General features: G+C 71.7%; 24 protein-coding genes. 17 read left to right on the plus strand and 7 right to left on the minus strand.

The window, feature by feature from the left end; translation table 11 throughout:
• Positions 1 to 85: 85 nt before the first annotated feature.
• Both ACFV1J_RS31520 and ACFV1J_RS31525 read right to left on the minus strand, forming a co-directional pair.
• Entirely contained in the window at positions 86 to 646 is a 561-nt protein-coding gene (locus ACFV1J_RS31520; protein WP_385863786.1) for a hypothetical protein, read from the minus strand.
• Positions 647 to 769: 123 nt separating this feature from the next.
• Positions 770 to 1,501 (minus strand): RDD family protein, encoded by a 732-nt coding sequence (locus tag ACFV1J_RS31525; RefSeq protein WP_385863788.1) that lies wholly within the window; start codon positions 1,499 to 1,501, stop codon positions 770 to 772.
• A 305-nt stretch (positions 1,502 to 1,806) separates the two neighbouring features.
• Here ACFV1J_RS31525 and ACFV1J_RS31530 point away from each other — a divergent pair, with 305 nt between their 5' ends.
• Complete coding sequence (locus ACFV1J_RS31530) at positions 1,807 to 2,661, plus strand: bifunctional methylenetetrahydrofolate dehydrogenase/methenyltetrahydrofolate cyclohydrolase (RefSeq protein ID WP_385863790.1); 855 nt, start codon at positions 1,807 to 1,809, stop codon at positions 2,659 to 2,661.
• An 88-nt stretch (positions 2,662 to 2,749) separates the two neighbouring features.
• Entirely contained in the window at positions 2,750 to 3,178 is a 429-nt protein-coding gene (locus tag ACFV1J_RS31535) for a DUF3017 domain-containing protein (protein WP_385863792.1), read from the plus strand.
• An 85-nt stretch (positions 3,179 to 3,263) separates the two neighbouring features.
• On the opposite strand, the gene ACFV1J_RS31540 is transcribed toward ACFV1J_RS31535, so the two are convergent.
• The gene (locus ACFV1J_RS31540; RefSeq protein WP_385863793.1) at positions 3,264 to 3,668 is read right to left on the minus strand and encodes a peptidase inhibitor family I36 protein; all 405 of its coding nucleotides are present in this window, start codon (positions 3,666 to 3,668) and stop codon (positions 3,264 to 3,266) included.
• 331 nt (positions 3,669 to 3,999) lie between these two features.
• Between ACFV1J_RS31540 and ACFV1J_RS31545 the strand changes: the two genes are divergently transcribed.
• The 4 genes from ACFV1J_RS31545 (at position 4,000) to ACFV1J_RS31560 (ending at position 8,270) form a co-directional block, all read left to right on the plus strand.
• On the plus strand, positions 4,000 to 4,986 hold the full coding sequence (locus tag ACFV1J_RS31545; protein WP_385863795.1) for a peptidoglycan-binding protein: 987 nt from the start codon (positions 4,000 to 4,002) through the stop codon (positions 4,984 to 4,986).
• Positions 4,983 to 5,999, plus strand: a complete 1,017-nt coding sequence (locus ACFV1J_RS31550) for a helix-turn-helix domain-containing protein (RefSeq protein WP_385863797.1) — start codon at positions 4,983 to 4,985, stop codon at positions 5,997 to 5,999. Before ACFV1J_RS31545 ends, ACFV1J_RS31550 begins: the two co-directional genes overlap by 4 nt.
• 262 nt (positions 6,000 to 6,261) lie before the next feature.
• Positions 6,262 to 6,894, plus strand: coding sequence for a helix-turn-helix domain-containing protein (locus ACFV1J_RS31555; protein WP_385863799.1), 633 nt, complete (start codon positions 6,262 to 6,264; stop codon positions 6,892 to 6,894).
• Positions 6,895 to 7,280: 386 nt separating this feature from the next.
• A complete protein-coding gene (locus ACFV1J_RS31560) occupies positions 7,281 to 8,270 on the plus strand; it encodes a malate dehydrogenase (RefSeq protein WP_385863800.1) in 990 nt (329 codons plus the stop codon).
• Between the two features lie 66 nt (positions 8,271 to 8,336).
• On the opposite strand, the gene ACFV1J_RS31565 is transcribed toward ACFV1J_RS31560, so the two are convergent.
• On the minus strand, positions 8,337 to 8,519 hold the full coding sequence (locus tag ACFV1J_RS31565) for a hypothetical protein (RefSeq protein WP_385863802.1): 183 nt from the start codon (positions 8,517 to 8,519) through the stop codon (positions 8,337 to 8,339).
• A 395-nt stretch (positions 8,520 to 8,914) separates the two neighbouring features.
• Between ACFV1J_RS31565 and ACFV1J_RS31570 the strand changes: the two genes are divergently transcribed.
• The 5 genes from ACFV1J_RS31570 to ACFV1J_RS31590 all read left to right on the plus strand — a co-directional run bounded on the left by ACFV1J_RS31570 (position 8,915) and on the right by ACFV1J_RS31590 (position 13,180).
• Entirely contained in the window at positions 8,915 to 9,859 is a 945-nt protein-coding gene (locus tag ACFV1J_RS31570; protein WP_385863803.1) for a Scr1 family TA system antitoxin-like transcriptional regulator, read from the plus strand.
• On the plus strand, positions 9,822 to 9,959 hold the full coding sequence (locus ACFV1J_RS31575; protein WP_385863909.1) for a DUF397 domain-containing protein: 138 nt from the start codon (positions 9,822 to 9,824) through the stop codon (positions 9,957 to 9,959). Before ACFV1J_RS31570 ends, ACFV1J_RS31575 begins: the two co-directional genes overlap by 38 nt.
• 98 nt (positions 9,960 to 10,057) lie before the next feature.
• Complete coding sequence (locus ACFV1J_RS31580) at positions 10,058 to 11,848, plus strand: hypothetical protein (protein WP_385863805.1); 1,791 nt, start codon at positions 10,058 to 10,060, stop codon at positions 11,846 to 11,848.
• Positions 11,832 to 12,209 (plus strand): hypothetical protein, encoded by a 378-nt coding sequence (locus ACFV1J_RS31585; RefSeq protein WP_385863807.1) that lies wholly within the window; start codon positions 11,832 to 11,834, stop codon positions 12,207 to 12,209. Before ACFV1J_RS31580 ends, ACFV1J_RS31585 begins: the two co-directional genes overlap by 17 nt.
• A gap of 2 nt (positions 12,210 to 12,211) precedes the next feature.
• A complete protein-coding gene (locus tag ACFV1J_RS31590; protein WP_385863809.1) occupies positions 12,212 to 13,180 on the plus strand; it encodes a hypothetical protein in 969 nt (322 codons plus the stop codon).
• Between the two features lie 34 nt (positions 13,181 to 13,214).
• Here ACFV1J_RS31590 and ACFV1J_RS31595 read toward each other — a convergent pair whose 3' ends face one another.
• The 3 genes from ACFV1J_RS31595 to ACFV1J_RS31605 form a co-directional block, all read right to left on the minus strand.
• Positions 13,215 to 13,424 carry a DUF5988 family protein gene (locus ACFV1J_RS31595; protein ID WP_385863810.1) on the minus strand — a complete coding sequence of 70 codons (210 nt, stop codon included), beginning with the start codon at positions 13,422 to 13,424 and terminating at the stop codon, positions 13,215 to 13,217.
• 10 nt (positions 13,425 to 13,434) lie between these two features.
• Entirely contained in the window at positions 13,435 to 14,073 is a 639-nt protein-coding gene (locus ACFV1J_RS31600; protein WP_385863811.1) for a Uma2 family endonuclease, read from the minus strand.
• A 108-nt stretch (positions 14,074 to 14,181) separates the two neighbouring features.
• Positions 14,182 to 15,000 carry a hypothetical protein gene (locus tag ACFV1J_RS31605; RefSeq protein ID WP_385863812.1) on the minus strand — a complete coding sequence of 273 codons (819 nt, stop codon included), beginning with the start codon at positions 14,998 to 15,000 and terminating at the stop codon, positions 14,182 to 14,184.
• A gap of 276 nt (positions 15,001 to 15,276) precedes the next feature.
• On the opposite strand from ACFV1J_RS31605, the gene ACFV1J_RS31610 reads away from it, so the two are divergent.
• The 6 genes from ACFV1J_RS31610 to ACFV1J_RS31635 all read left to right on the plus strand — a co-directional run bounded on the left by ACFV1J_RS31610 (position 15,277) and on the right by ACFV1J_RS31635 (position 22,707).
• The gene (locus ACFV1J_RS31610; RefSeq protein WP_385863814.1) at positions 15,277 to 16,785 is read left to right on the plus strand and encodes an aldehyde dehydrogenase family protein; all 1,509 of its coding nucleotides are present in this window, start codon (positions 15,277 to 15,279) and stop codon (positions 16,783 to 16,785) included.
• Between the two features lie 85 nt (positions 16,786 to 16,870).
• Positions 16,871 to 18,412 (plus strand): GMC family oxidoreductase, encoded by a 1,542-nt coding sequence (locus ACFV1J_RS31615; RefSeq protein WP_385863815.1) that lies wholly within the window; start codon positions 16,871 to 16,873, stop codon positions 18,410 to 18,412.
• Entirely contained in the window at positions 18,412 to 19,533 is a 1,122-nt protein-coding gene (locus ACFV1J_RS31620) for a glycine betaine/L-proline ABC transporter ATP-binding protein (RefSeq protein ID WP_385863817.1), read from the plus strand. Before ACFV1J_RS31615 ends, ACFV1J_RS31620 begins: the two co-directional genes overlap by 1 nt.
• A complete protein-coding gene (locus ACFV1J_RS31625; RefSeq protein WP_385863819.1) occupies positions 19,533 to 19,706 on the plus strand; it encodes a hypothetical protein in 174 nt (57 codons plus the stop codon). The genes ACFV1J_RS31620 and ACFV1J_RS31625 overlap by 1 nt, the downstream gene beginning before the upstream one ends.
• Positions 19,703 to 21,712, plus strand: a complete 2,010-nt coding sequence (locus tag ACFV1J_RS31630) for an ABC transporter permease (RefSeq protein ID WP_385863821.1) — start codon at positions 19,703 to 19,705, stop codon at positions 21,710 to 21,712. Before ACFV1J_RS31625 ends, ACFV1J_RS31630 begins: the two co-directional genes overlap by 4 nt.
• Positions 21,713 to 21,714: 2 nt before the next feature.
• Complete coding sequence (locus tag ACFV1J_RS31635; RefSeq protein ID WP_385863822.1) at positions 21,715 to 22,707, plus strand: ABC transporter substrate-binding protein; 993 nt, start codon at positions 21,715 to 21,717, stop codon at positions 22,705 to 22,707.
• Positions 22,708 to 22,767 lie beyond the last annotated feature (60 nt).

Consider the following 22,767-nt stretch of genomic DNA (forward strand, 5'->3'; position numbering starts at 1 on the left):
CACTTACAACTTCACGGACCGCGCAACCGGCCGGAGGCCCCCCCCCCGACGGGGGTGCGGCCCTCCGGCCGTTGTGTGCGCGCGGTCAGTAACGCGGGCGGTTGAACCAGGCGTTGCCCTCGTCCTTCGAGACGAAGACCAGCACCAGGATGCCCAGGATCGTGTGGACCAGGCCGAGCGGGAAGGTGAGCAGGCTCAGGATGATGTTGCCCACGCCGAAGACGATGGTGCCGGTGCGGACGCCGGAACCGCCGTTGGCGAACTGCAGGGCCAGGGTGATCGCCGACACCGTGAAGATCACGATGACCACGATGACCGCGATCAGCAGGCCCTTGCCGACGTTCATCGCCATCATGTCGTCACTGGTGGCGTACGCCGAGGCGTTGTGCGACGCCTTGCTGACGCCGCCCAGTCCGGCCACGGCGAGCACCAGGCCGATGAGGTTCAGCGCGGCCAGCACGAACAGCATCACCCGGGCGGCCTTGACGCCACCGGGCATCACCGTCGGGTACTGCGGCTGCATGGCCGGCACCGGGCCGCCCGGGTACGGGCCGTACGGCGAGGGCTGCGGCGGCTGCTGGGGGTAGCCGTAGCCGGGCTGCTGGCCCGGAGGCGGGCCGTAAGGATTCTGGTTGGGGTAGCTCACGGGCGGTGTCCTTCAAGCGACTTGAACGGAGCCGCGAAGGCCCCGATCGCGCTGTTGCGAGGGGGCCTTCGGGGAGTGGCGCAGATCCGGCCGGGACGGGGCCCCGGCCGGAATGCCGGTGTGTTACTGGGACTTGACGACCACCGTGCCGGCGATCTTGTCCGCGAACGTCTGCGACTTCTCGTCCCACAGCGGCCACAGGTAGCCCAGGCAGCAGAAGCCGTCGAGGATGTGGCACAGCTTGCGGACGAAGGCCATGCCGAAGCCGATCGGCTGGCCGGTGGCCTCCTTGACGAGGCGGATGCCCAGGGCCTTCTTGCCCGGGGTCTGGCCGGTGCTGCCTTCCTTGGCGAGCACGAACAGACCGGCGGCCAGGCCGATCAGACCGGCGATCGCGATGAGCACGAACGAGCCGACCGGGGTGGCGTTGTCCGCGGCGGTGTTGTAGGCGTCGCTGATGCACTGGATGTCGCCCGGCGGGCAGGAGGAGGTGTCCGGCGTGACCGTCGCCGCGCTGGCCGACATGGCCAGGGCGATGAAGTACAGGATCGTCGGGACCAGACCCACGATCAGGTAGTCGATGAGGTAGGCGCCGACGCGTGCGCCCCAGCTCGCGTAGCCCTGCGGCATGCCGGGCATGGCGTAGCCGGCCTGCTGCGGGTAGCCGCCGTACGGCTGCTGCGGCGGGACCTGACCCTGCTGGGGGTAGCCGTACGGCTGCTGCGGGGCCTGCGGCTGCTGCGGGTAGCCGTAGCCGGGGCCGCCCTGCGGGGGCACCGGAGGCTGCTGCCCGTAGGGCGCCTGCGGGGCCTGCGGGGGCTGGCCGTACGGGTTGTTCGGGTCGCCGAAACTCATGTGGTGTTTTCCTCCGTTGGGTCAGTGGGGGACGACGCAGCGTGACTCGGAGGAAAAACAGGTTTCACTGGCCCGCCCCCGACGATGCCTGCGGCACTGCGCCGTCAATCCTTCTAGGTGGGCGTTGACTCTGTCCAGTCAGATAGCGGAGCCGTTGTCCAAGTGCAATGATCACTTCCGGCCATATCATGTCCGGAAAATGCAGGGGCAGATGGGGCCCGGAGACGGCGGCGCACCACCGCGCGCGCGGGCGCCGCGGGCGCCCTGATTGGAACGTGACCGCCCTCATCCGGGAGGATGGAGACATGACTGCCCAGATTCTGGATGGCAAGGCCACCGCTGCCGCTATCAAGTCCGAGCTCGCCGCCCGTGTCGAGGCCCTGAAGGCCAAGGGCGTCCAGCCCGGCCTGGGCACCCTCCTGGTCGGCGACGACCCCGGCAGCCGCTGGTACGTCAACGGCAAGCATCGCGACTGCGCCCAGGTCGGCATCGCCTCCATCCAGCGCGAACTGCCGTCGACCGCCACCCAGGAAGAGATCGAGGCGGTCGTCCGGGAGCTGAACGAGGACCCGGCCTGCACCGGCTACATCGTCCAACTCCCGCTCCCCAAGGGCATCGACGCCCACCGCGTCCTGGAGCTGATGGACCCGGACAAGGACGCCGACGGACTGCACCCGATGAGCCTGGGCCGGCTGGTGCTCGGCATCGAGGGCCCGCTGCCGTGCACCCCGTACGGCATCGTCCAGCTGCTGCGCCGGCACGACGTCGAGATCAAGGGCGCCCACGTCGTCGTGGTCGGCCGGGGCATCACCATCGGCCGCCCGATGCCGCTGGTGCTCACCCGCAAGTCCGAGAACGCCACCGTGACCCAGTGCCACACCGGCACCAAGGACCTGTCCGCGCACCTGAAGCAGGCCGACATCATCGTCGCGGCGGCCGGTGTGCCGCACATCATCAAGCCGGAGGACGTCAAGCCCGGCGCGGCGGTCCTGGACGTCGGCGTCAGCCGGGACGAGCAGGGCAAGATCGTCGGCGATGTGCACCCCGGCGTGGCCGAGGTGGCCGGCTGGGTCGCCCCCAATCCCGGCGGCGTCGGCCCGATGACCCGCGCCCAGCTGCTGGTCAACGTCGTCGAGGCGGCCGAGCGCGCGGCCGGCTGAGCCGCGCCTTGCCCGTACCCTCGAAGACGTCACGCCCGGCCGCGGCCGGGCGGACCGACGGACCAGGACACCGAAGGGACTGCCAGCCATGCCAGCCGAAGCGCATTCGGACGGCGCCTCCGAGCCGCAGCGCTCCTCGCGCCGCTTCCCGACGCTGACCCGTGACACGGCCCGGCCGGAGGGCGGCGGACGCGCCGCTTCCGGCGAGCACTCCGCGCCCGCCCGGCAGTGGCCGCTGCTCACGGTCATGGGCGGGGTCGCCGTCGGCCTGCTGCTGGTCGCGCTCGACGCGTTCCGCATCGGCGCACTGCTCATCGGGCTGTCCCTGCTGGCCGGCGCCGCGCTGCGCTGGGCGCTGCCGTCGGTGGGCATGCTCGCGGTGCGCTCCCGCTTCACGGACCTGGCGACGTACGGCGGGCTCGGCTTCGTGATCGTGGTGCTGTCGATGATGGTGCAGCCCAAGCCGTGGATCCACATCCCGTTCCTGGACGACATCGTGCACTTCACCGTGCGCTGACGCGGCCTCCGCGCGACGCACGGCACGACGGCGGCCCGCCCCTTCCCCCGTGGAAGGACGGGCCGCCGCCGTGCGTTTCAGGGCCTCAGCACCACTTGTTGGAGTAGAGGTCGTTGAGGTTGTAGCCGATGTACTTCCAGCCGGTGCCGCGGTTCAGCTTGTAGTGGCGGCCGTGGTAGCCGGGCTTCTCGTAGACCGTCACGTTGCAGCGGGTGCCGTTGTTGTACGCCGACCACGGGGTGTCGAAGGCGCCGCCGTAGCGCCGCAGGTCGCGGTTGTTGCCGGCGACCTTCTTCGGCGTCCCCTTGTAGTTGGGCTTGGGGTAGACGCACAGGTAGCCGCGGGGGCAGTTGCTCGGCGCCCGCAGGACGGTGGCCGGGCCCTGCTTCGCGGGGGCGGGGGTGGCGCTGGCGACGGCCGGAGCCAGCGCGAGCCCCCCGGTGACGGCCGCGGCGGCCGCGGTGAGGGCGAGGCGCTTGCGAGCGTTCATGGTCGGTTCCTCCCCGTAGGTGGTCAGTGAGGCGGCGCGGGGTGGACCGCGCCGCCGTGGTGCGTCACCGACTCTGCGCCGCCGGGCCGCCCGGCCGCCACAGAACCCGACCGATGGGGACCCCCTGGGACGTCCCAGCCGCTGACCTGCGGAGACGCCGGATCCGCGGAGGTCGCGCTGGGACGGCGGGGCGAGAGGAAGCCGGCGGTACGCATGTCCGGATACCGTGCGGAAAGAGTAAAAAGGACAACCGGAGGGCGCATCCGGGCCATCATCGGCGCCATAGGGGGCTGCTGGCCTCGGGGGATCACAAACGCGTATGGGGTGGAACATGTCGCGTTGGAAAGGGCTGCCCGAAACACTCGACCATCGGGTGCGGCAGCTCGTCGTACAGCTGCGGAGACTGAAGGACCACAGCGGGCTGAGCCTGGCCTCGCTCGCCGCCAAGACCGCCTACAGCAAGTCGTCGTGGGAGCGCTACCTCAACGGCAAGAAGCTGCCGCCACGGGACGCCGTGGAGGCACTGGCACGGATCTGCGGCGCCGATGCGACCCGGCTGCTGGCCCTGCACGAGGTCGCGGCGCAGGCGTGGGGCGCGGACCGGACGGAGGCGTCCCGGACGGCCGGGGCCTCCGAACGGGCGGAGGAGTCCCGGCCCTTGGGCGCCCCGGAACGGGCCGAGGTTGCCGCGCCCGCGGAGGACGAACCGGCCGCCCCTGCCCCCGCTCCCGCGCCGTCAACCGGGGCCGTCCCCACGCCCGTTGCCGCGCCCGCGGAGGACGAACCGGCCGCCCCTGCCCCCGCTCCCGCGCCCGCGCCCGCGCCGTCAACCGGGGCCGTCCCCACGCCCGTTGCTGCGCCCGGCCGTCCGTGGTTGCGGCGCGGGCCGCTCGCCCTGCTCGGTGGGCTGGTCGTGGTCGCGGTCGCCGCGGTGGTGCTGCTGGCCGTCCGGCCCTGGCAGGACGACGGCGCCGGCGGACGCGGGTCCGGCAGCGCGGCGGCCGGCCGGACCACCACCGCCACCCCGGCCTTCAGCCATCGGGTGGGAGAGACCTTCCGCTGTCATGTCCGGCGCACCGCGGGCACGTTGACCGCCGACCGCAGCCGCACCGCCACGGCGATCCTGAGCAGCGGCGCGACCGGCTGGGAGGTCGTCGAGGCCCAGTGTTTGCTGAACCACCACGGTTACGACCCGGGCCCGGTGGACGGCATCGTCGGGGAGCACACCATGCGCGCCGTCAAGCGGCTGCAGGCCGCTGCCGGGCTGCCGACGGACGGGATCGTGGGCCCCGACACGTGGAAGGTGCTGCGCCGGTGAACGGCCCGGGCAGCGAGCTGTGCGAGGGCGTCGAGTGCTCCCGACTGGCCGCGGGAATGCGGGAGTTGCGCGGGCGTACGGGGCTGAGCCTGGCCGGGCTCGCGGCCCGCACCCCGTACAGCAAGTCCTCCTGGGAGCGCTATCTCAACGGCAAGAAGCTGCCGCCGCGGGACGCCGTGGCGGCGCTGTGCCGGCTGGCGGGGGAGCCGGCCGGCAGGCTGCTGGCGCTGTGGGAACTGGCGGACGCCGCCTGGAGCGGACGGGCCGCACCGGCCGCGGTCCAGGCCGCACCGGCCGCGGTCCGGGAGGAGGCCGCCGTGGTCCGGACGGAGGCCGCGGCCGCCCGGGACGCCGTCGGAGAGCCGGGGCCCGCAGCCGGCCGGGACGTCGTCGGTGGGCCGGGGCCCACGGCCGAGGTGCCTCCCGCGCCGCCGCAGCGCGCCGGGCTCCCGCCGCAACGGTCGCAGCCGCCGCACGAGGTCCAGCAGTCGCCGCGGCAGCCGCCGGCCCGGAGGGCGCGCCGGCGGGTGGTGGCCGTGGCGGCCGGGGGCGGTGCCGGGGCGGTGGCGCTGGCCGTGGCGGTGACGTTCCTGGCCGGGGAGCGGGCGGGGGAGGCCCGCGGCGGCCCGGCGGTGAGCGCCGCGCCCGTGTCCTCGGCGGTGACCGGCTGCCGCGGGCGGTCCTGCGACGGCAAGGACCCGCAGTCGATGTTCTGCGGCGGCCAGGGCATGGTGGACACGGTCATCGAGGCCGCCACCGCCCGCGGCGCGCGCCTCCAGGTCCGGTACGGCACGGCGTGCGAGGCCGCCTGGGGGCGGCTCAGCGGCGGCCGGATCGGGGACCGCATCGAGGTGACCGTGCCGGGGTCCCTGCCGCGGTCGGTGCGGGTCCGGGACCGGTTCGACGCCGAGGGTTACCTCGTCACCCCCATGGCGGCGGCCCGCGGCCCGAGGGGCATCCGACTCTGCCTCTACCCGGCGGACGGCGGCCCCCACGAGTGCTTCGCCCACTGACGCCCCCGGCGCGCACGTCGCCCCCGACGCGCACTTCGCCCCCCGACGCCCACTGACGGGTGCTGACGCGCACTGACGTGTGCCGCGCGGACGGCGGTGAGGAGCGCGCCCGGGAGGCGCGCCATCAGTCTGAATGCTCCCGTGCGCCCAGCGGGAAGGGGACGTTCCCCTGGCTGGCGGTGTCCTTCCTGGGGGTGAATAGGGCGGGTCCGGGGGAGTCGCGCCGCGATGCGGCGTATGAGTGGGCGAACAGGGGGAGGCCATGCCTCGCTGGAAGGCACTGCCGGAGGAACTCGATCCGGCGGTAGGGGAGTTCACGGAACGGCTGCGGGGTCTGGTGGACCGCAGCCGGCTGAGTGTGGCCGCCGTGGCGGACCGCACCGGTTTCAGCAAGACATCGTGGGAGCGCTATCTCGACGGGCGGCTGCTGCCGCCGCGCCGCGCCGTCGTCGCGCTCGCCGAGGCGACCGGCACCGACCCGGGACACCTCCTCATGCGGTGGGAACCGGCCGAACGCGCCTGGAGCCGGGTCGAGCTGCGGCACGACGTACCGCGGGAGGCGATACGGGCCGCCCCGGCCTGGGCCGTACGGGAGGCCGCGGGGGTTCCGGGCGCGGTCCGCACCCAGGTCGCGCAGCTGCCGCGCCGGGACGAGGCACGGGACGAGGGGTGGGACCAGGGGCCGGACGAGGAAGGGACCGCGCCGGCCGACGGGCCGGCCCGGACGGCGGTTCTCGGGCCGCAGCCGTCGGCCGGACCCGGACCCGGGCCCGGGCCCGGTGCCGCGGCCGACCCGCGGGCCCGTCGGCTGCGCACGGTGATGCTGGTGGTCGGCGCGCTCGGTGCCCTGCTGATGGCGCTCGCCGCCGTCCTCCTGCTGGTCCCCGGACGCTGACGACGGCCGCGGCGGCCCGGCCCGCCGCCACTGGCCGGGAATCGACGCCCGCGCGGAGCTGGCCGGAAAAAGGAGGGCATGCGCCCGGTTATCCCGGGCAGGCGCCGGTTATCCCCCCACGGGTGTGGCACCACCCAGCGGCCGCCCGCATCCCCCCTCCTTGAGCGGGCGGCCGCCGCCCGGGTGTCCCGGTGTGCCCGGCGCACCCGGTGAGGCGTGCCACACCGACCCGTCACCGGCACCGGCCGGGGGTCCGATAGCCTGACGGCCGGGTCTCTCGATACCAAGAGACCTCGATGAGACCTAGATAAATGGGCAGGGACACCCACCGCCACCCATGGTGGTCTGGGGGCTTGCCCCCAGAAAACGTCGCGCAGGAGATCGCCATGACCCGCACTCCCGTCAATGTCACCGTCACCGGCGCCGCCGGCCAGATCGGTTACGCCCTCCTCTTCCGCATCGCTTCCGGTCATCTGCTCGGCGCGGACGTGCCGGTCAAGCTGCGCCTCCTGGAGATCCCGCAGGGCCTGAAGGCCGCCGAGGGCACCGCCATGGAGCTCGACGACTGCGCCTTCCCGCTCCTGGCGGGCATCGACATCTCCGACGACCCGAACGTGGCCTTCGACGGCGCGAACGTCGCCCTGCTGGTCGGCGCCCGCCCCCGCACCAAGGGCATGGAGCGCGGTGACCTCCTGGAGGCCAACGGCGGCATCTTCAAGCCGCAGGGCAAGGCCATCAACGACCACGCCGCGGACGACATCAAGGTCCTGGTCGTCGGCAACCCCGCCAACACCAACGCGCTGATCGCCCAGGCCGCCGCGCCGGACGTACCGCGCGAGCGGTTCACCGCGATGACCCGCCTGGACCACAACCGCGCCATCTCGCAGCTCGCCCAGAAGACCGGCACCCCGGTCTCCGAGATCCGCAAGCTGACGATCTGGGGCAACCACTCCGCCACCCAGTACCCGGACATCTTCCACGCCACGGTCGCCGGCAAGAACGCCGCCGAGACCGTCAACGACGAGAAGTGGCTGGCCGAGACCTTCATCCCGACCGTCGCCAAGCGCGGCGCCGCGATCATCGAGGCCCGCGGTGCGTCGTCGGCCGCCTCCGCCGCGAACGCCGCGATCGACCACGTCCACACCTGGGTCAACGGCACCGCCGAGGGCGACTGGACCTCGATGGGCATCCCGTCGGACGGCTCCTACGGCGTCCCGGAGGGCCTGATCTCCTCCTTCCCGGTCACCACCAAGGACGGCACGTACGAGATCGTCCAGGGCCTGGACATCAACGACTTCTCCCGCTCCCGCATCGACGCCTCCGTCAAGGAGCTCGAGGAGGAGCGCGACGCGGTCCGCGCCCTCGGCCTCATCTGAGCCGAACTCCTTTTCACGGCGAGCCCGCACTGCCCCAACGGCGGTGCGGGCTCGCCGTTTTGGCGGCTACACCCGGTGCGGATGCCGCCGGATCTCCACATTGCAGTCGGACACCTTCGACCGGTCCCCGACCGCATACGCCGCCACCCGCTGCCGGGCCAGCGCCTCACACACGTCGCAGCCGGCGGCGGGGGAGGGGTCCCGCCATAGATCCGGCAGTTGAACCGCCTGTCCCGCGCGGTCGTTCACCACACCACCTCCGGCATGCGGCGCGCGTACTGCCGCCGCTCGTGCGCGACCAGATACGGGCGAACGAGGGCGGAGTCCTCACCGCGCAGCAGCTCCGTGTGCCGCACGGGCACCCAACGGGGCGGAGCGACGGGTCGTACCGGCGGGACCTCCGCAGCCGCAGGCCGATGACGCCCGCTTCCGGGCAGTAACAGCCGTAGCAGCGGCTCGAAGAGCCGGATAACGTGGTGCATGTCATCAATCTTTCTCTGGGTTGAAGGCCACGCCCCCGGACGTCTGCCAACGTCGCGGGGGTTCGCCGTTCGTTACTCTGGGTGTGTTCATCGTTGCCTAGCGGGACCGCCGGTCACAACGCTGAGCGCGTGACACTTCCCAACTGTCACGAAGGGGGATTCGTGAACCGACGCAATGGCGCGGGGGGAACGGCGGCTACGACGGCCGCGGTGTTCGGCGAGGTGCTGAAGCACCACCGGGAGGGGGCGGGGCTCACCCAGGAGGCTTTGGCGCGCAGGATCCCGTGTGACCGCTCGCATGTCGCGCGCGTCGAGGCGGGCGAGCGCGTACCGCACGACACCTTCGCCGATACGTGCGACGAACTGCTCGCTACGGGTGGGGTGTTGCGGCGATTGTGGGAGCGGATCGACTGGTATCCGGAGGTGCAGCATCCGGACTGGTTCGAGCGCAGGGCTGAGATGGATGCGGTGACCGTGGATTTGCGGGCGTATCAAGAGCGAGTCGTTCCGGGCCTTTTGCAGACGCCCGATTATGCGGCGGCGCTGTTCTCTCAGGTCCTGAGCGGACCCGAGGTCGAGGAGCGCGTTCGCGCCCGATTGAGCCGACAGCAGCGCTTCCTGGCCGACGGCGGCCCACTGTACGTCGCTCTGCTGGACGAGAGCTGTCTGCGCAACATGGTGGGAAGCGCGGCTGTCATGAGGGACCAGTGTGCGCACTTGCTGGAGGCTGGCCGGCGCCCCAACGTCCGTATCCAGGTGGTCCCATCGGGCCGGCCGGACGTCGCGCGCCCCAACGGCTCCATGTCGCTGATCGAACTTCCCGACGGACATCGATGGGTGTACTCGGAGTCGTTGGACCGTGGCCATTTCAACGACGATCCGGCTGTCTTCAGGCGCCACAGCCAGGCTTACGATGTGCTGAGGGCGGACGTTCCGTCAGCCCGTGAGTCCGCCGCTCTGATCAGCGACGTGATGAAGGGGTACGAGCAGTATGAACAGCCACGACCTGAGCGCGGCGAGCTGGATCAAGAGCAGCTACAGCGGCAACAACGGCGGGGACTGCATCGAAATCGCCCCCGGTATCCCCGGCGTCGTCCCCGTCCGTGACAGCAAGGACCCGCACGGTCCCGTGCTGCTCGTCCCGGCGGGCGGATGGGCCTCCTTCATCGCTGCCGTCAAGGACGAGGCATTCCGCGCGACCACTTGACGTAATCGCGCTGACACAGCGCGCCCCCCTGGCCTATGCTGCGGCTTCCGCGAGGCTTTTGGGGGAGGCCGATGGGCCGGACGAACGTACCTGCGCAGATGACGAAGCCCGCACCGCTCGTGCCCGTCCCGCCCGGTGCCAGTGAGGCCACCCGGTTGTTGTGCGCCGGGGCGTATCTGGACGAGGGGTTCCGGGACGCGGTCATCGATGAGCTTTACGTCCATGAAGAGCGGTTCGCCGCGCCCTCGTTCGGGATCGACGCGGCCCGGGTGCTCGCCCACGCGCTGCGGGCCCGGCGGCTGGAGTTGGGGTGGGCGGCGGCGATCCTCGGCTTATGGGTGGTGGCGATCCCGCTGTCCGGCGGGTTGGTGACGTTCTACGTCATTCCCGTCGTCCTCATGGGGCTGGCCCGCCTGGTCCGCCGGGCGCCGCTGCCGCCGTGGCTGGCCCGCTCGGTGTCGTTCGTACTGCGGTGGTACGGCCGGCTCTCCCTGATCTTCTTCATGCTGGGGATGTTGGCCGCGGCGTTCGCGGTCAGTCTCTGGACGTCGCTGCTCGGCGGGCTGATCCCGGACCTGCTGTCCCTCTTCCGGCCGGACAGCGGCGGGAGCGACGGCGGCGGCTGGGGCGGTTCCTCGTACGACTCCTCCTACAGTTCCTCGTACGGTTCCTCGTACGACAGTGGCGGCTACGGCGCTTCTTCGGCCATCGCGGCCGTGGCGTTCTGGGTCACGTTGTTGCTGCCGGTGGCGCTGGCCGTGCTGGTCGGGCTGCAGCGCGGGCAGTTCGCCCGTTCGCTGGCGCGGGAACTGTCCAAGGAGCGGTTCCCCGATGTGATGGCCGACCCGGCGGAGCGGGCCGAGGGCTTCCGGTTCCGGCGGCTGCGGGACCGGGTGCGGATCGAGCAGCACGGGCCGCTGGTGATGTACCGCGCGGCCAACCCGTTCTGCGGCGCCGGATACCCGTACAAGACCTGGTCGTTGTCGGTCGAACTGGTCCCGCACCCGGACCGGGAGACCGAGCCGCTGGACAACAGCGCCATCCTGGCGCGGATCGTGCCCCTGGTGGAGGCGCTGCGGGTGCCGTCGCCGCACGGATCACCGCAGGTGGCGGCCGCCGTCCGGGACCGGTTGCGCGCGCTGGAGATCGACGAGTGCGTCTTCCTGCCGGCCGAGGGACTGCCCGACCGGGCCGCGGCGCCGTACGCGCCGGAGGCGTTCGAGCAGCACCGGGCCGCCGCGGTCGAGGAGGGCGGCGAGACCCGGCGGCACTTCCTGCGGATCCGGGTCGGCGGTTGGAACGAGGGCATCGTCACCACGGTCTTCGTCCGGGTCCACACCCAGGGCGGGATGCTGATGCTGGAGGTCGCGCCGCATGTGCTGTGGCCGCTGCGGCAGCTCTTCCAGGACGCCGACCGGCTCGCCCACCAGTACCGGCACCACCACCACTTCGGGAAGGCGGTCTGGGCGCTGGCCCAGACGCCGCGGTCGGCCGGCAATGCGCTGCTCACCGTGTGGCGCGCGATGCGCTCGGGGTGGCAGCTGACCACCGCCGGGCACGGCGCGGCGCTCCCGGAGGGCCCCGCGGTCTCCGTCCGTGAACTGGGGTCGTACGGCGAGGCGTCGCTGTTCCAGGACATGGACGTGGCGCGGTACTTGAAGACCGTGCAGCAGCGGGTGACGGCCGGGGTGACCACCGCGCTGCGCGAGGCCGGCTACCAGACCGACGAGTTCGAGCAGCGCATCGTGCATGTCGCCGAGGGCGGCGTCTACGTGGAGTCCGCCCAGGGGGCGGTCGGTATCGGCGACCACAACACCATCACCCAGAACACCGGTACCACGGGGGGCAGTGCCCCGAAGGGGAGGAAGAAGAGTGGCAGCAACGGGTGACGCGCGCGGCAACGGCATCCACATCGGCAGCGTCCGGGGCGCCTTCGCCATCGGCGACCACAACACCGTGACGCAGAACGAAGGCGGCGGCGCACCGACTGCGGATCCGGCGCAGGAGGAACTGCTGCGTGCGGTAAGGGAGTTGCGGGGAGATCTGGCCCGGGCGGTGCAGAGCGCCGAGGTGACCGCCCTGGACGAGGAACTCGCCGGAACGGAAGGGGAGATCGCCGACACCGGGGCGGCCGGGCCCGGGCGGCTGGCGCGGCTGCGTGCGGCGCTGACCGACGCCGGTGCGGTGGTCGGGCTGCTGGCGTCCGGGGCGGCGGTGACCCAGGCGGTCGCGGCCCTGGTGGGAGGGTGACGATGAAACGCGGCGGGCCGGCCCGCTGGAACGACGAGACGCAGAGCTGGGAGGACGGCAGGCCGGCGCCGGCGCCGTACACCGGGCCGATGCCGCCGCGGCCGACCTTCGCACCGGGCGTGGGGGCGTCCCCACCACAGCCGCCACAGCCGCCACAGCCGCCGTCCGACCCGTTGGCCGGCCCCGGTCCCGGTCCCGATCCCGCCTCCGATCCGTTCATCCCCGCCCCCGGCCCCGCTCCCGACCAGTTCGCCCCCGCCCCCGGTTACGGGCCCCCACCCGCTCCCCCTTCTGGCCCCGGGCCCCGTCGCCGGACCGCCGCCCTGATCGCCGGGGTGGCGGTGGTGGTGATCGGTGCCGGGGCCGGCGGCGGCTATCTGCTGTGGGGCCGCGACGACGACGCGCCGCCCGCCGCCCGCACCCGTGCCTCCACCCCGCACACCCCCGCCACCGCCACCGCGACCGCCACGGAGGCGGCCACCGACAGCACGGCACCCACGGACGCGGCCTCGCCCTCCGCCTCCGTACCCGCCGGCTACCGCCTCGTCCACGACGAGAAGGGGTTCACCATCGCGGTGCCGGACGGCTGGGAGCGCAGCGAGCGCAAGACCGGGGTGTTCTACACCGCGCCGGACGACCGCGGACTGGTCCAGATCTTCGAGATCACCGAACCGGACATGGCGCCGCGCGCGGCACTGGAGGAAGCGTCGAAGGGGCTGGCCGGCAATCCCGGCTACGAGGAGATCAGCCTCACCGCGTTCGACGGCCCGGCGCCCGGTACGGACGCCGCTCAGCTGGTCTACGCCTATGACAGCAAGCGGCTCGGTACCCGCGTCAAGGTCGTCGACTGCGCCTTCACCACCGACGACGGCCGGCAGTTCGCCGTCCTCGTCCTGGGCACCGAGGCCGACTGGCCGCTCCAGCAGGAGACCCAGCGGATCGCCCTCCAGGCGTTCGCCCCGGAAGGCTGACCGCGCGCCCGTCCCGCCTGCTCGTCCGCCCCGCCTACTCGGCGATCTCGGTGCGCTCCCACCACTCGTAGACCGGCAGCGCGCCCTCGGCGGTGTGCTGCTGGCGGGTGGTGGGCCGGAAGTGTTCGTAGCCGCCGCGGAAGGGGATCTTCAGCTCGCTGCCGTGCGGATCGGCCGGCACGATCCGCTCGGGCAGTTCCGCGGGACCGCCCTCAAGCACTGCTTTCGCCGCTGTCTGCACCATGCCTGCATTCTCACTCCGACGCGGACGTCTCGCGCGCCGCGGGCCGGTCGAGGGGGAACTCGTCGGTGGCGAGGGTGAGGTCCACGACGGTGCTGGCGAGGTCGATCGGTTCGCCGTACGGCACCGTGAGGTCGTCCTTGTAGTCGCCGTCCTGCGGCTGGGTGAAGACGCGGCAGCGGCCGATGTAGGGGTCGGCGATCACATAGATGGGGATGCCGGCCTCGGCGTAGATCTTCTTCTTCGGGCCGTAGTCGTTCACCGCGGTGCCCTTGGAGATGACCTCGGCGACGAACTCGATGTCCTGGTGGTGCCAGCGGCCCTTCGCGTCCTTCTTGGCGCCCTGGGCCAGTGCGACCACATCGGACGCGAATCCGTTCAGCAGGCCAGGGAAGTCGATGCGCACGTCGGACAGCAGGCGTTTCCTCGCATAGCGCGTTCGCAACTGCTCGATGATGTCCAGGATGGTTTCCCAGTGGCTGGCGCGCTGCGGCGACATGAAGATTGTTCCCCCGACGATCTCGACCTTGTAGCCCTCGGGGACGGAGTTCTCCAGCTGTTCGAACAGCTCGTCCAAGGTCGGCTCAGTGTGCTCGGCCATCTCCATCCCGTCGGTCTCGATCGCTTCGGTCCGCTCAAGGCTGATGGTCATCGTGCCGCTCCTCCCCGCTGCCACGTCGTAGGGCAGCCGCACGGTTCAACGATAGGCACTGGCGTCGGTTACGCACTGTAGCGGCATATGTCGTCAGGCATATGCCGTTCACGCGATGGCACTTCTTGACGCGCTGTGTGTCCCCTGCAGCAGGTCCTCCAGTGCCGAGATGTCGACCGTATCGCCGGGGGCGGGGGTACGGGTCGGTACCGGGGTGCCGTAGTTGCTGAGGAGGACGGTGCCCTTCTGGTCGTCGGCCTCGGCGGTGAGTTTGAGGGGGTAGTGGGTGCCCTTGATGGCGACGTAGAGGGTCTCGGTGACGCCGTCGGTGTGTTTGACGACGGGGAGGACCCGGGTGCCCTCGTGGATCGTGGGGCGGCCCTTGGTGAGCTTGGCGGTGGGGCTGGGCGCGCCGGACGGGGGTGGCTCGCCGGGGCCGGCGGCGGACTTCTGGAAGCCGGTGAGGTCGCAGGCCGTGGCGAGGTTCTGCAGGAAGGCGTCGTGGTCGGCGGTGCCGTGCAGGAACCTGTTCCGGTACTTGGCGGCCGCCCGGGCACCCTCTTCGCCGGGCAGCTGACTCTTCCAGAACGCCGCGTCCGGCTTCATCCACACCTGGTTGCCGCGCTTGATGATCTCCACGCGGCCGAGGTCGCCCTTGCTGATGGCGCCGGCGCAGTTGCCGGCCTTGTCGAGGGTGATGTCGAGCTTGGTGGGGTCGGCGGTGGTCTCGGTGCGCAGTCGCAGGGATTTCGCGGTGACGAGCTGGTGCAGGGCGTCGTCGGAGATCTGCTGGGCCGTTTTTCCCGCGAGGTCGCCCTCACCGTCGGGGTCGCCGGCCGCCGCGGCGCCCGTACAGGCGGCCCCGGCGAGCAGGGCCGCTCCGCAGCCCAGGGCGGTGGCGGTGACGGCACGCCGTGTCGTGGTCATCTCGATACCTCCGGGCGGAGGGGGCGGAGGGGCGTATGAGGGACGGCCGCACGGACCACCTGCTGCCGGCGGGACGTACGGCGTGGATCTCCCGCTTGGACATACGGCTATTCAGGGTACGTTCTAGGACATTCCTCTGCACACCGAGTGAGTCGGCTCACTTTCCATGAATGTTTGGGCATAGGTCGGGCGCTTCCGGGGAGGGGTCCCCGTTGCTGGTGACGCCAGTGGTTGCACCAGTGGGAACACACCGGAAACCGGAAGGCAGAAAAAATCGTGTCGGCAAGCGAGACCATTCACATAGACGGGGTGTGGCGGGACGCCGCGTCCGGGGCCACCCGCGAGGTCCTCGACCCCGCCGACGCGACGACCCTCCAGGTGGTGGCCGAGGGCGGTGCCGAGGACGTGGACGCCGCGGTCGCGGCCGCCGCACGGGCCTTCGACGGCGGTGCGGGCGCCTGGCCCCGTACGCCGGTCGCCGAGCGTTCCGCGCTGCTGCGCCGGGTCGCCGACCTGCTGCAGCGCGACCGCGAGGAGATCGCGCTGATCGAGAGCCGGGACACCGGCAAGACCCTGGAGGAGGGCCGGGTCGACGTCGATGACGTCACCAACGCCTTCCGGTACTTCGCCGACGCGGTCATGAACGAGAGCGGCGGCCGGGTCGTCGACGCCGGTTCGGCCGATGTGCACAGCGTGGTCGTGCACGAGCCGGTGGGCGTGTGCGCGCTGATCACGCCCTGGAACTACCCGCTGCTGCAGGCGAGTTGGAAGATCGCGCCGGCCCTCGCGGCCGGCAACACCTTCGTGATCAAGCCCAGCGAGGTCACCCCGCTGTCGACCGTGCACCTGGTCAAGCTGCTGGTCGAGGCCGGACTGCCGGCCGGGGTCGCCAACATCGTCACCGGTGCCGGTGTGCCGGTCGGCCAGCGGCTGGCCGAGCACCCGGACGTCGACCTGTTCTCCTTCACCGGTGGCCTGGTCAGCGGCACCAAGGCCGGTGCGGCCGCGGTCGCCGGTGCCAAGAAGGTCGCCCTGGAGCTCGGCGGCAAGAACCCGAACGTGGTCTTCGCCGACGCCTGCGCCACCGAGGAGGGCTTCGACACCGCCGTCGACCAGGCGCTCAACGCCGCGTTCATCCACAGCGGGCAGGTCTGCTCGGCCGGTGCCCGGCTGATCGTCGAGGAGTCGGTGCGCGACCGCTTCGTGGCCGAACTCGCCCGTCGCGCCGAGCGGATCAAGCTCGGCCGGGGCACCGAGGACGGCGTGGAGTGCGGTCCCCTGGTCTCCCAGCAGCAGCTCGACAAGGTCGAGGCGTACGTCGCCTCCGCGCTGGCCGAGGGTGCCCAGCTGCGGTGCGGCGGGGCCCGGCCCGAGCCGTCGGACGTCCGCCCGGCCACCGGCTACTTCTACGCGCCGACCGTGCTGGACGGCTGCCACCGCGAGATGAAGGTCGTCCGCGAGGAGACCTTCGGGCCGATCCTGACGGTGGAGACGTTCGCCAGCGAGGACGAGGCCGTCGCGCTCGCCAACGACACCGAGTACGGGCTGGCCGGCGCGGTCTTCTCCGCCGACACCGCACGCGCCCGCCGGGTCGCCGCGAGGCTGCGGCACGGCACCGTCTGGATCAACGACTACCACCCCTACCTCCCGCAGGCGGAGTGGGGCGGCTTCGGCAAGTCCGGCATCGGCCGGGAACTCGGCCCCACGGGTCTGGACGAGTACCGCGAGAGCAAGCACATTTACGAGAACCTCCGGCCCGGGCCGGTGCGGTGGTTCGCGGGCTGAGCGACCGCCGCTGACCAGCGGCCGCCCGCCCGCCTCCCGCCAACCCCCGCACCACCGAAGAACCTTGCAAGAAGGAGCACCCTCCATGCCCGTGTACGACTACGTCGTGGTCGGCGGTGGTACCGCCGGTTCCGTCATCGCCTCCCGCCTCACCGAGGACCCGGACGTCACCGTCGCCGTCATCGAGGGCGGGCCGTCCGACATCGACCGCGAGGACGTGCTGACGCTGCGCAAGTGGCTCGGCCTCCTCGGCGGCGAGCTGGACTACGAGTACACGACCACCGAGCAGCCCCGCGGCAACTCGCACATCCTGCACAGCCGGGCCAAGGTCCTCGGCGGCTGCTCGTCGCACAACACCCTGATCTCCTTCAAGCCGCTGCCGTCCGACTGGGACGAGTGGGAGGCGGCCGGCGCCACCGGCTGGGGCGCGAAGGAGATGGACCCCTACTTCGGCAAGCTGCGCAACAACATCGTGCGGGTGGCGAAGAAGGACCAGAACCAGATCGCCACCGACTGGATCGAGGCGACCAAGACCGCCCTCGGCGTGCCGGAGGTCGTCGGGTTCAACGACCAGCCCTTCGACGAGGGCGTCGGCTTCTTCGACCTCTCCTACCACCCCGAGAACAACAAGCGGTCCTCCGCCTCGGTCGCCTACCTGCACCCGCACATGGAGGCCGGCGACCGGCCGAACCTCACGCTGATGCTGGAGACCTGGGCGCACAAGCTGGAGCTGGACGGCACCACCGCCAAGGGCGTCCACGTCCGCACGAAGGACGGCGCGGAGGTCTACGTCGAGGCCGCCCGCGAGGTGCTGGTGTGCGCCGGCGCCGTCGACACCCCGCGGCTGCTGATGCACTCCGGCATCGGGCCGAAGAAGGACCTGGAGGCGCTCGGCATACCCGTCGTGCACGACCTGCCGGGCGTCGGGGAGAACCTGATCGACCACCCCGAGTCGGTGATCGTCTGGGAGACCAACGGGCCGATCCCGGGCAACTCCGCGATGGACTCGGACGCGGGTCTGTTCGTCAAGCGGGACCCGGAGCACAAGGGCCCCGACCTGATGTTCCACTTCTACCAGATCCCGTTCACCGACAACCCCGAGCGGCTGGGCTACGAGCGCCCCGAACACGGCGTCTCGATGACCCCGAACATCCCCAAGTCCCGCTCCCGCGGCCGCCTGTACCTCACCTCCGCGGACCCCGAGGTCAAGCCCGCCCTCGACTTCAGGTACTTCGAGGACGAGGACGACTACGACGGGCAGACCCTCGTGGACGGCATCAAGCTGGCCCGCAAGGTCGCCCAGGCCGAGCCGTTCAAGAAGTGGCTCAAGCGCGAGGTCTTCCCCGGTCCGGACGTGACCGACGACGCGGAGATCAGCGAGCTGGTGCGCAAGGCCGCGCACACCGTCTACCACCCCGCCGGCACCTGCAAGATGGGCGCCGCCAGCGATGAACTCGCCGTCGTCGACCCGGAGTTGAAGATCCGCGGTCTGCACGGCATCCGGATCGCCGACGCCTCGGTCTTCCCGACGATGCCGGCCGTCAACCCGATGCTGGGCGTGCTCATGGTGGGGGAGAAGTGCGCCGAACTGCTCCAGAAGATTCCTACCAAGGGAGGTGATGCGTGATGGCTACCACCTCCGCCGGCGCATCCGAGATACCCGCTGCCCGCAAAGCCACCGAGTCCACCGAGGACGGCCGCGACGTCGTCTTCTCCGTCCGCCACCTGTGGAAGGTCTTCGGCCCCAAGGCCGACCGGATCCCCGGTGACTCCTCGGTCACCGGACTGAGCGTGACGGAACTGCGCGAGAAGACCGGCTGCACCGCCGCCGTCCGCGACGTGTCCTTCGACGTCCACAAGGGCGAGGTCTTCGTCGTCATGGGCCTGTCCGGCTCCGGCAAGTCCACCCTCGTCCGGTGCCTGACCCGGCTGATCGAGCCGACCAGCGGCGACCTGGAGATGGACGGCGAGGACGTCCGCGCCATGGACCGCACCGCACTGCGCGAACTGCGCCGCCGCCGCGCCGCCATGGTCTTCCAGCACTTCGGCCTGCTGCCGCACCGCACCGTCATCGACAACGTCGCCTACGGCCTGGAGATCCAGGGCGTCGGCAAGACCGAACGGCGCGAGAGGGCCAACGAGATGGTCGACAAGGTGGGCCTGGCCGGCCTGGAGAAGCGCCGCCCCGGGCAGCTCTCCGGCGGTCAGCAGCAGCGCGTCGGACTCGCCCGCGCACTCGCCGTCGACCCCGAGGTCCTGCTGTTCGACGAGCCGTTCAGCGCGCTCGACCCGCTCATCCGCCGCGACATGCAGGAAGAGGTCGTCCGCCTGCACCGCGAGGAGGGCCGCACCATGGTCTTCATCACCCACGACCTCGCCGAGGCGCTGCGGATCGGCGACCGGATCGCCCTGATGCGCGACGGCGAGATCGTCCAGCTCGGCACCCCCGAGGAGATCGTCGGCTCCCCGGCCGACGACTACGTCCGCGACTTCGTCCGGGACGTCCCCCGCGAGCAGGTGCTGACCGTCCGCCGCGCGATGCGCCCGGCCGAGGACGGCGAGGCCGACCAGGGACCGGCGCTGACCGCCGACACCCTGATCTCGGACGCCATCGAGGCGGTGGCCCGCTCCGGCGGCGCCGCCCGGGTCGTCGACGACGGCCGCTGCCTGGGCGTCGTCGACCACGCCTGCCTGCTCAACGTGGTCGCCCGGATCGACGAGGAACGCCCCGGCGAGGTGGCTGCCTGATGATGTACGCCGCCACCCCCCGCCACGGCGCCGTCCGCGCCGTGGGCTCCAGAGCACCCGTCGCCTCCCGCCGCTCCCGGCTGCGGACCGCGCTGCTGCGCCGCTGGCGCGAGGCCCAGCGCGCCGCCGCGCTGGGCGTACCGACCGGCACCGTGAAGCGGGGGCGCGCATGAGCACCGCATCCGCTCCTCCCGCCACTCAGCGCGGCCTCGGCGCCGACGCCCCCAAGGCCGGCGCGGCCCGGACCCTGCTGGGCCGCCGCGGGGTCGCCAAGCTGCTGCTGCTCGCCGTCGCCGCGGCCGTCCTGGTCCCGCTGGTGCACGCCGCCTGGCCCGGCGCCGGCTGGCCCTCCGCGCTGACCGTCGACGTCTCCGGACCGCTCGGCAAGACCAGCGACTGGATCATCGACAACCGCGACAACCACTGGCTGTTCGTCTACTTCCTCGGCCACCTCTCCAACGCCGTGGTCCTCTCCGTCCGCGCGGTCTACCTGCTGCTGCTCGCCCTCGGCTGGACCGGCGTGACCGCCGGCGTCACGCTGATCGCCTGGCGGGTGGCCGGCCGGCGGATCGCCGCCACCGCCCTGGTCTCGCTGCTCGTCAGCGGGGTGCTCGGGATGTGGGTCCCGACCATGCAGACGCTGGCGCTGATGGTCGTGGCGGTCGCCGTCTCGGTCGTCGTCGGCGCGCTGCTCGGACTGGCCGCCGGCCTCTCGGAGCGGCTGTTCCGGCTGCTCCGCCCGGTCCTGGACACCATGCAGGTGCTGCCGGCGTTCGCCTATCTGCTGCCCGTGGTGCTGGTCTTCGGCATCGGCGTGCCCGCCGCGCTGCTGGCCACCGTCATCTACGCGGCCCCGCCGATGGCCCGGCTGACCGCGCTCGGACTGCGCGGTGCCGACCCCGGCGTGCTGGAGGCGGCCTCCTCGCTCGGCGCCACCGGACGGCAGCGGCTGCTGACCGCCCGCCTCCCGCTGGCCCGCAAGGAACTGCTGCTCGGCGTCAACCAGACGATCATGATGGCGCTGTCCATGGTCGTGATCGCCTCGATGATCGGTGCGGCCGGCCTCGGTGACCGCGTCTACCAGGCACTCGCCTCCGTCGACGTGGGCGCCGCCCTCTCCGCCGCCATCCCGATCGTGCTGCTGGCCATCGTCATGGACCGCACCACCGCCGCGGCCGGCGCCCGGCTCGGCGCGGCCGGCAACACCGCCACCACCGGCCCCGCGTGGCTGCGCGGCTGGCAGGTCTGGACCGGTGTGGCGGCACTCACCGTCCTGCTGTCCCTGGCCGGCCGGCTGACCGGCTCCGCGGTCTGGCCCGGCGCCTGGTTCGTGGACATCGCCCACCCGGTCAACGACTTCAAGGAGTGGATGGTCGACCACCTCTACTCCGGCGTCCCGGTCATCGGCGGTACCGCCGACTGGGCCGCGCACTTCACCAACTGGGTGCTCAACCCGCTGCGCGACGGCCTGACCGCGCTGCCCTGGTACGGCACGCTGCTCGTCATCGCCGCGCTGGCCTGGCTCATCGGCACCTGGCGCACCGCCCTGACCGCCGTCCTCGCGATGGCCGCCATCGGTGTGCTGGGCGTGTGGAAGCCGTCGATGAACACCCTCTCCCAGGTGCTCGCCGCCCTCGTCGTGACCCTGGTGCTGGGCTTCGGCGCCGGCATCCTGGCGGCCGGCAGCAAGCGGTTCGAGGCGATCCTGCGCCCGGTCCTCGACGTCATGCAGACCATGCCGCAGTTCGTGTACCTGATCCCGGTCGTCGCACTGTTCGCCGTGGGCCGCGCCCCGGCCGCCGCGGCCGCGGTCGTCTACGCGCTGCCCGCGGTCATCCGCATCACCACCCAGGGCCTGCGCCAGGTCGACCCCGCCGCGATGGAGTCGGCCCGTTCGCTGGGCGCCACCCGCTGGCAGATCCTCCGCCAGGTACAGCTGCCACTGGCCCGGCCGGCCCTGCTGCTCGCCGTCAACCAGGGCGTGGTCCTGGTCCTCGCCGTCGTCATCATCGGCGGCCTGGTCGGCGGCGGTGCCCTCGGCTACGACGTGGTCACCGGCCTGGCCACCGGAGACCTGGCCCTCGGCCTGGTCGCGGGTGTCGCCATCGTGTGCCTGGGCCTGATGCTCGACCGGGTCACCCAGCCCACGGAACGCCGTACGACGGGGAAGGGAGCCTGACCATGTCCCGTAAGCGCAAAGCCGTTCTCGGTACGACCGTGCTCGCCGGCACGGTGGTGCTCTCGCTGTCCCTGTCCGCCTGTGGCAAGGCCGACATGACCAAGCAGTCCTCGCCGTTCGCGGCGGCCAAGGGCTCGAAGTCCGTCACGCTGTCCGTGCAGACCTGGGTCGGCGCGCAGTCCAACGTGGCGGTGGCCAAGTACCTGCTGGAACACCAGCTGGGCTACCACGTCGACACCGTCCAGGTGGACGAGATCCCCGCCTGGGACGCCCTCAGCCAGGGCCGGGTCGACGCGATCCTGGAGGACTGGGGCCACCCGGACCAGGAGCAGCGGTACGTCAAGGACAAGAAGACGATCACCGCGGGCGGCGGCAACGGCGTCACCGGCCACATCGGCTGGTACGTCCCCAAGTACTGGGCCGACGCACACCCCGAGGTCACCGACTGGAAGAACCTCAACAAGTTCGCCAAGCAGCTGCGCACGTCCGAGAGCGGCAACAAGGGTCAGCTGATGGACGGTTCGCCGTCCTACGTCACCAACGACAAGGCGCTGGTGAAGAACCTCCACCTCAACTACGAGGTGGTGTTCGCCGGCTCCGAGGCGGCCCAGATCACCCAGATCCAGCAGTTCGCCAAGGCGAAGAAGCCCTTCCTGACGTACTGGTACGAGCCGCAGTGGCTCTTCAACCAGGTGCCGATGGTGGAGGTCAAGCTTCCCAAGTACACCGATGCCTGTGCGGAGAAGGGCACCAAGGACCCGCAGTCCATCGACTGCGCGTACCCCACCACCCCGCTCCAGAAGTACTTCAACACGGACTTCGCCAAGAGCGGCGGCAGCGCCGCGGCGTTCCTGAAGAACTTCAAGTGGACCAAGGACGACCAGAACGAGGTCTCCGAATCCATCGCCTCGGGCGGCCTGTCCGCCGACGAGGCGGCCAAGCGGTGGGTGGCGAAGCACCCGGACGTCTGGAAGCGCTGGCTGCCGAAGAAGTAGCCGGTCCCCGGCCGGACGTCGGACGAAGGGGGTGCGGGCCCGTCGGGGCCGCCCCCCCCA

This window comes from Streptomyces sp. NPDC059649 (genome assembly GCF_042734445.1).
GTDB lineage: Bacteria > Actinomycetota > Actinomycetes > Streptomycetales > Streptomycetaceae > Streptomyces.

Coding starts and splice junctions, on each gene's coding strand:
- ACFV1J_RS31525 (WP_385863788.1), bottom strand. CDS start 1,501: ATGAGTTTCGGCGACCCGAACAACCCGTACGGCCAGCCCCCGCAGGCC.
- ACFV1J_RS31530 (WP_385863790.1), top strand. CDS start 1,807: ATGACTGCCCAGATTCTGGATGGCAAGGCCACCGCTGCCGCTATCAAG.
- ACFV1J_RS31535 (WP_385863792.1), top strand. CDS start 2,750: ATGCCAGCCGAAGCGCATTCGGACGGCGCCTCCGAGCCGCAGCGCTCC.
- ACFV1J_RS31540 (WP_385863793.1), bottom strand. CDS start 3,668: ATGAACGCTCGCAAGCGCCTCGCCCTCACCGCGGCCGCCGCGGCCGTC.
- ACFV1J_RS31545 (WP_385863795.1), top strand. CDS start 4,000: ATGTCGCGTTGGAAAGGGCTGCCCGAAACACTCGACCATCGGGTGCGG.
- ACFV1J_RS31555 (WP_385863799.1), top strand. CDS start 6,262: ATGCCTCGCTGGAAGGCACTGCCGGAGGAACTCGATCCGGCGGTAGGG.
- ACFV1J_RS31560 (WP_385863800.1), top strand. CDS start 7,281: ATGACCCGCACTCCCGTCAATGTCACCGTCACCGGCGCCGCCGGCCAG.
- ACFV1J_RS31580 (WP_385863805.1), top strand. CDS start 10,058: ATGACGAAGCCCGCACCGCTCGTGCCCGTCCCGCCCGGTGCCAGTGAG.
- ACFV1J_RS31590 (WP_385863809.1), top strand. CDS start 12,212: ATGAAACGCGGCGGGCCGGCCCGCTGGAACGACGAGACGCAGAGCTGG.
- ACFV1J_RS31595 (WP_385863810.1), bottom strand. CDS start 13,424: ATGGTGCAGACAGCGGCGAAAGCAGTGCTTGAGGGCGGTCCCGCGGAA.
- ACFV1J_RS31600 (WP_385863811.1), bottom strand. CDS start 14,073: ATGACCATCAGCCTTGAGCGGACCGAAGCGATCGAGACCGACGGGATG.
- ACFV1J_RS31605 (WP_385863812.1), bottom strand. CDS start 15,000: ATGACCACGACACGGCGTGCCGTCACCGCCACCGCCCTGGGCTGCGGA.
- ACFV1J_RS31615 (WP_385863815.1), top strand. CDS start 16,871: ATGCCCGTGTACGACTACGTCGTGGTCGGCGGTGGTACCGCCGGTTCC.
- ACFV1J_RS31620 (WP_385863817.1), top strand. CDS start 18,412: ATGGCTACCACCTCCGCCGGCGCATCCGAGATACCCGCTGCCCGCAAA.
- ACFV1J_RS31625 (WP_385863819.1), top strand. CDS start 19,533: ATGATGTACGCCGCCACCCCCCGCCACGGCGCCGTCCGCGCCGTGGGC.
- ACFV1J_RS31630 (WP_385863821.1), top strand. CDS start 19,703: ATGAGCACCGCATCCGCTCCTCCCGCCACTCAGCGCGGCCTCGGCGCC.
- ACFV1J_RS31635 (WP_385863822.1), top strand. CDS start 21,715: ATGTCCCGTAAGCGCAAAGCCGTTCTCGGTACGACCGTGCTCGCCGGC.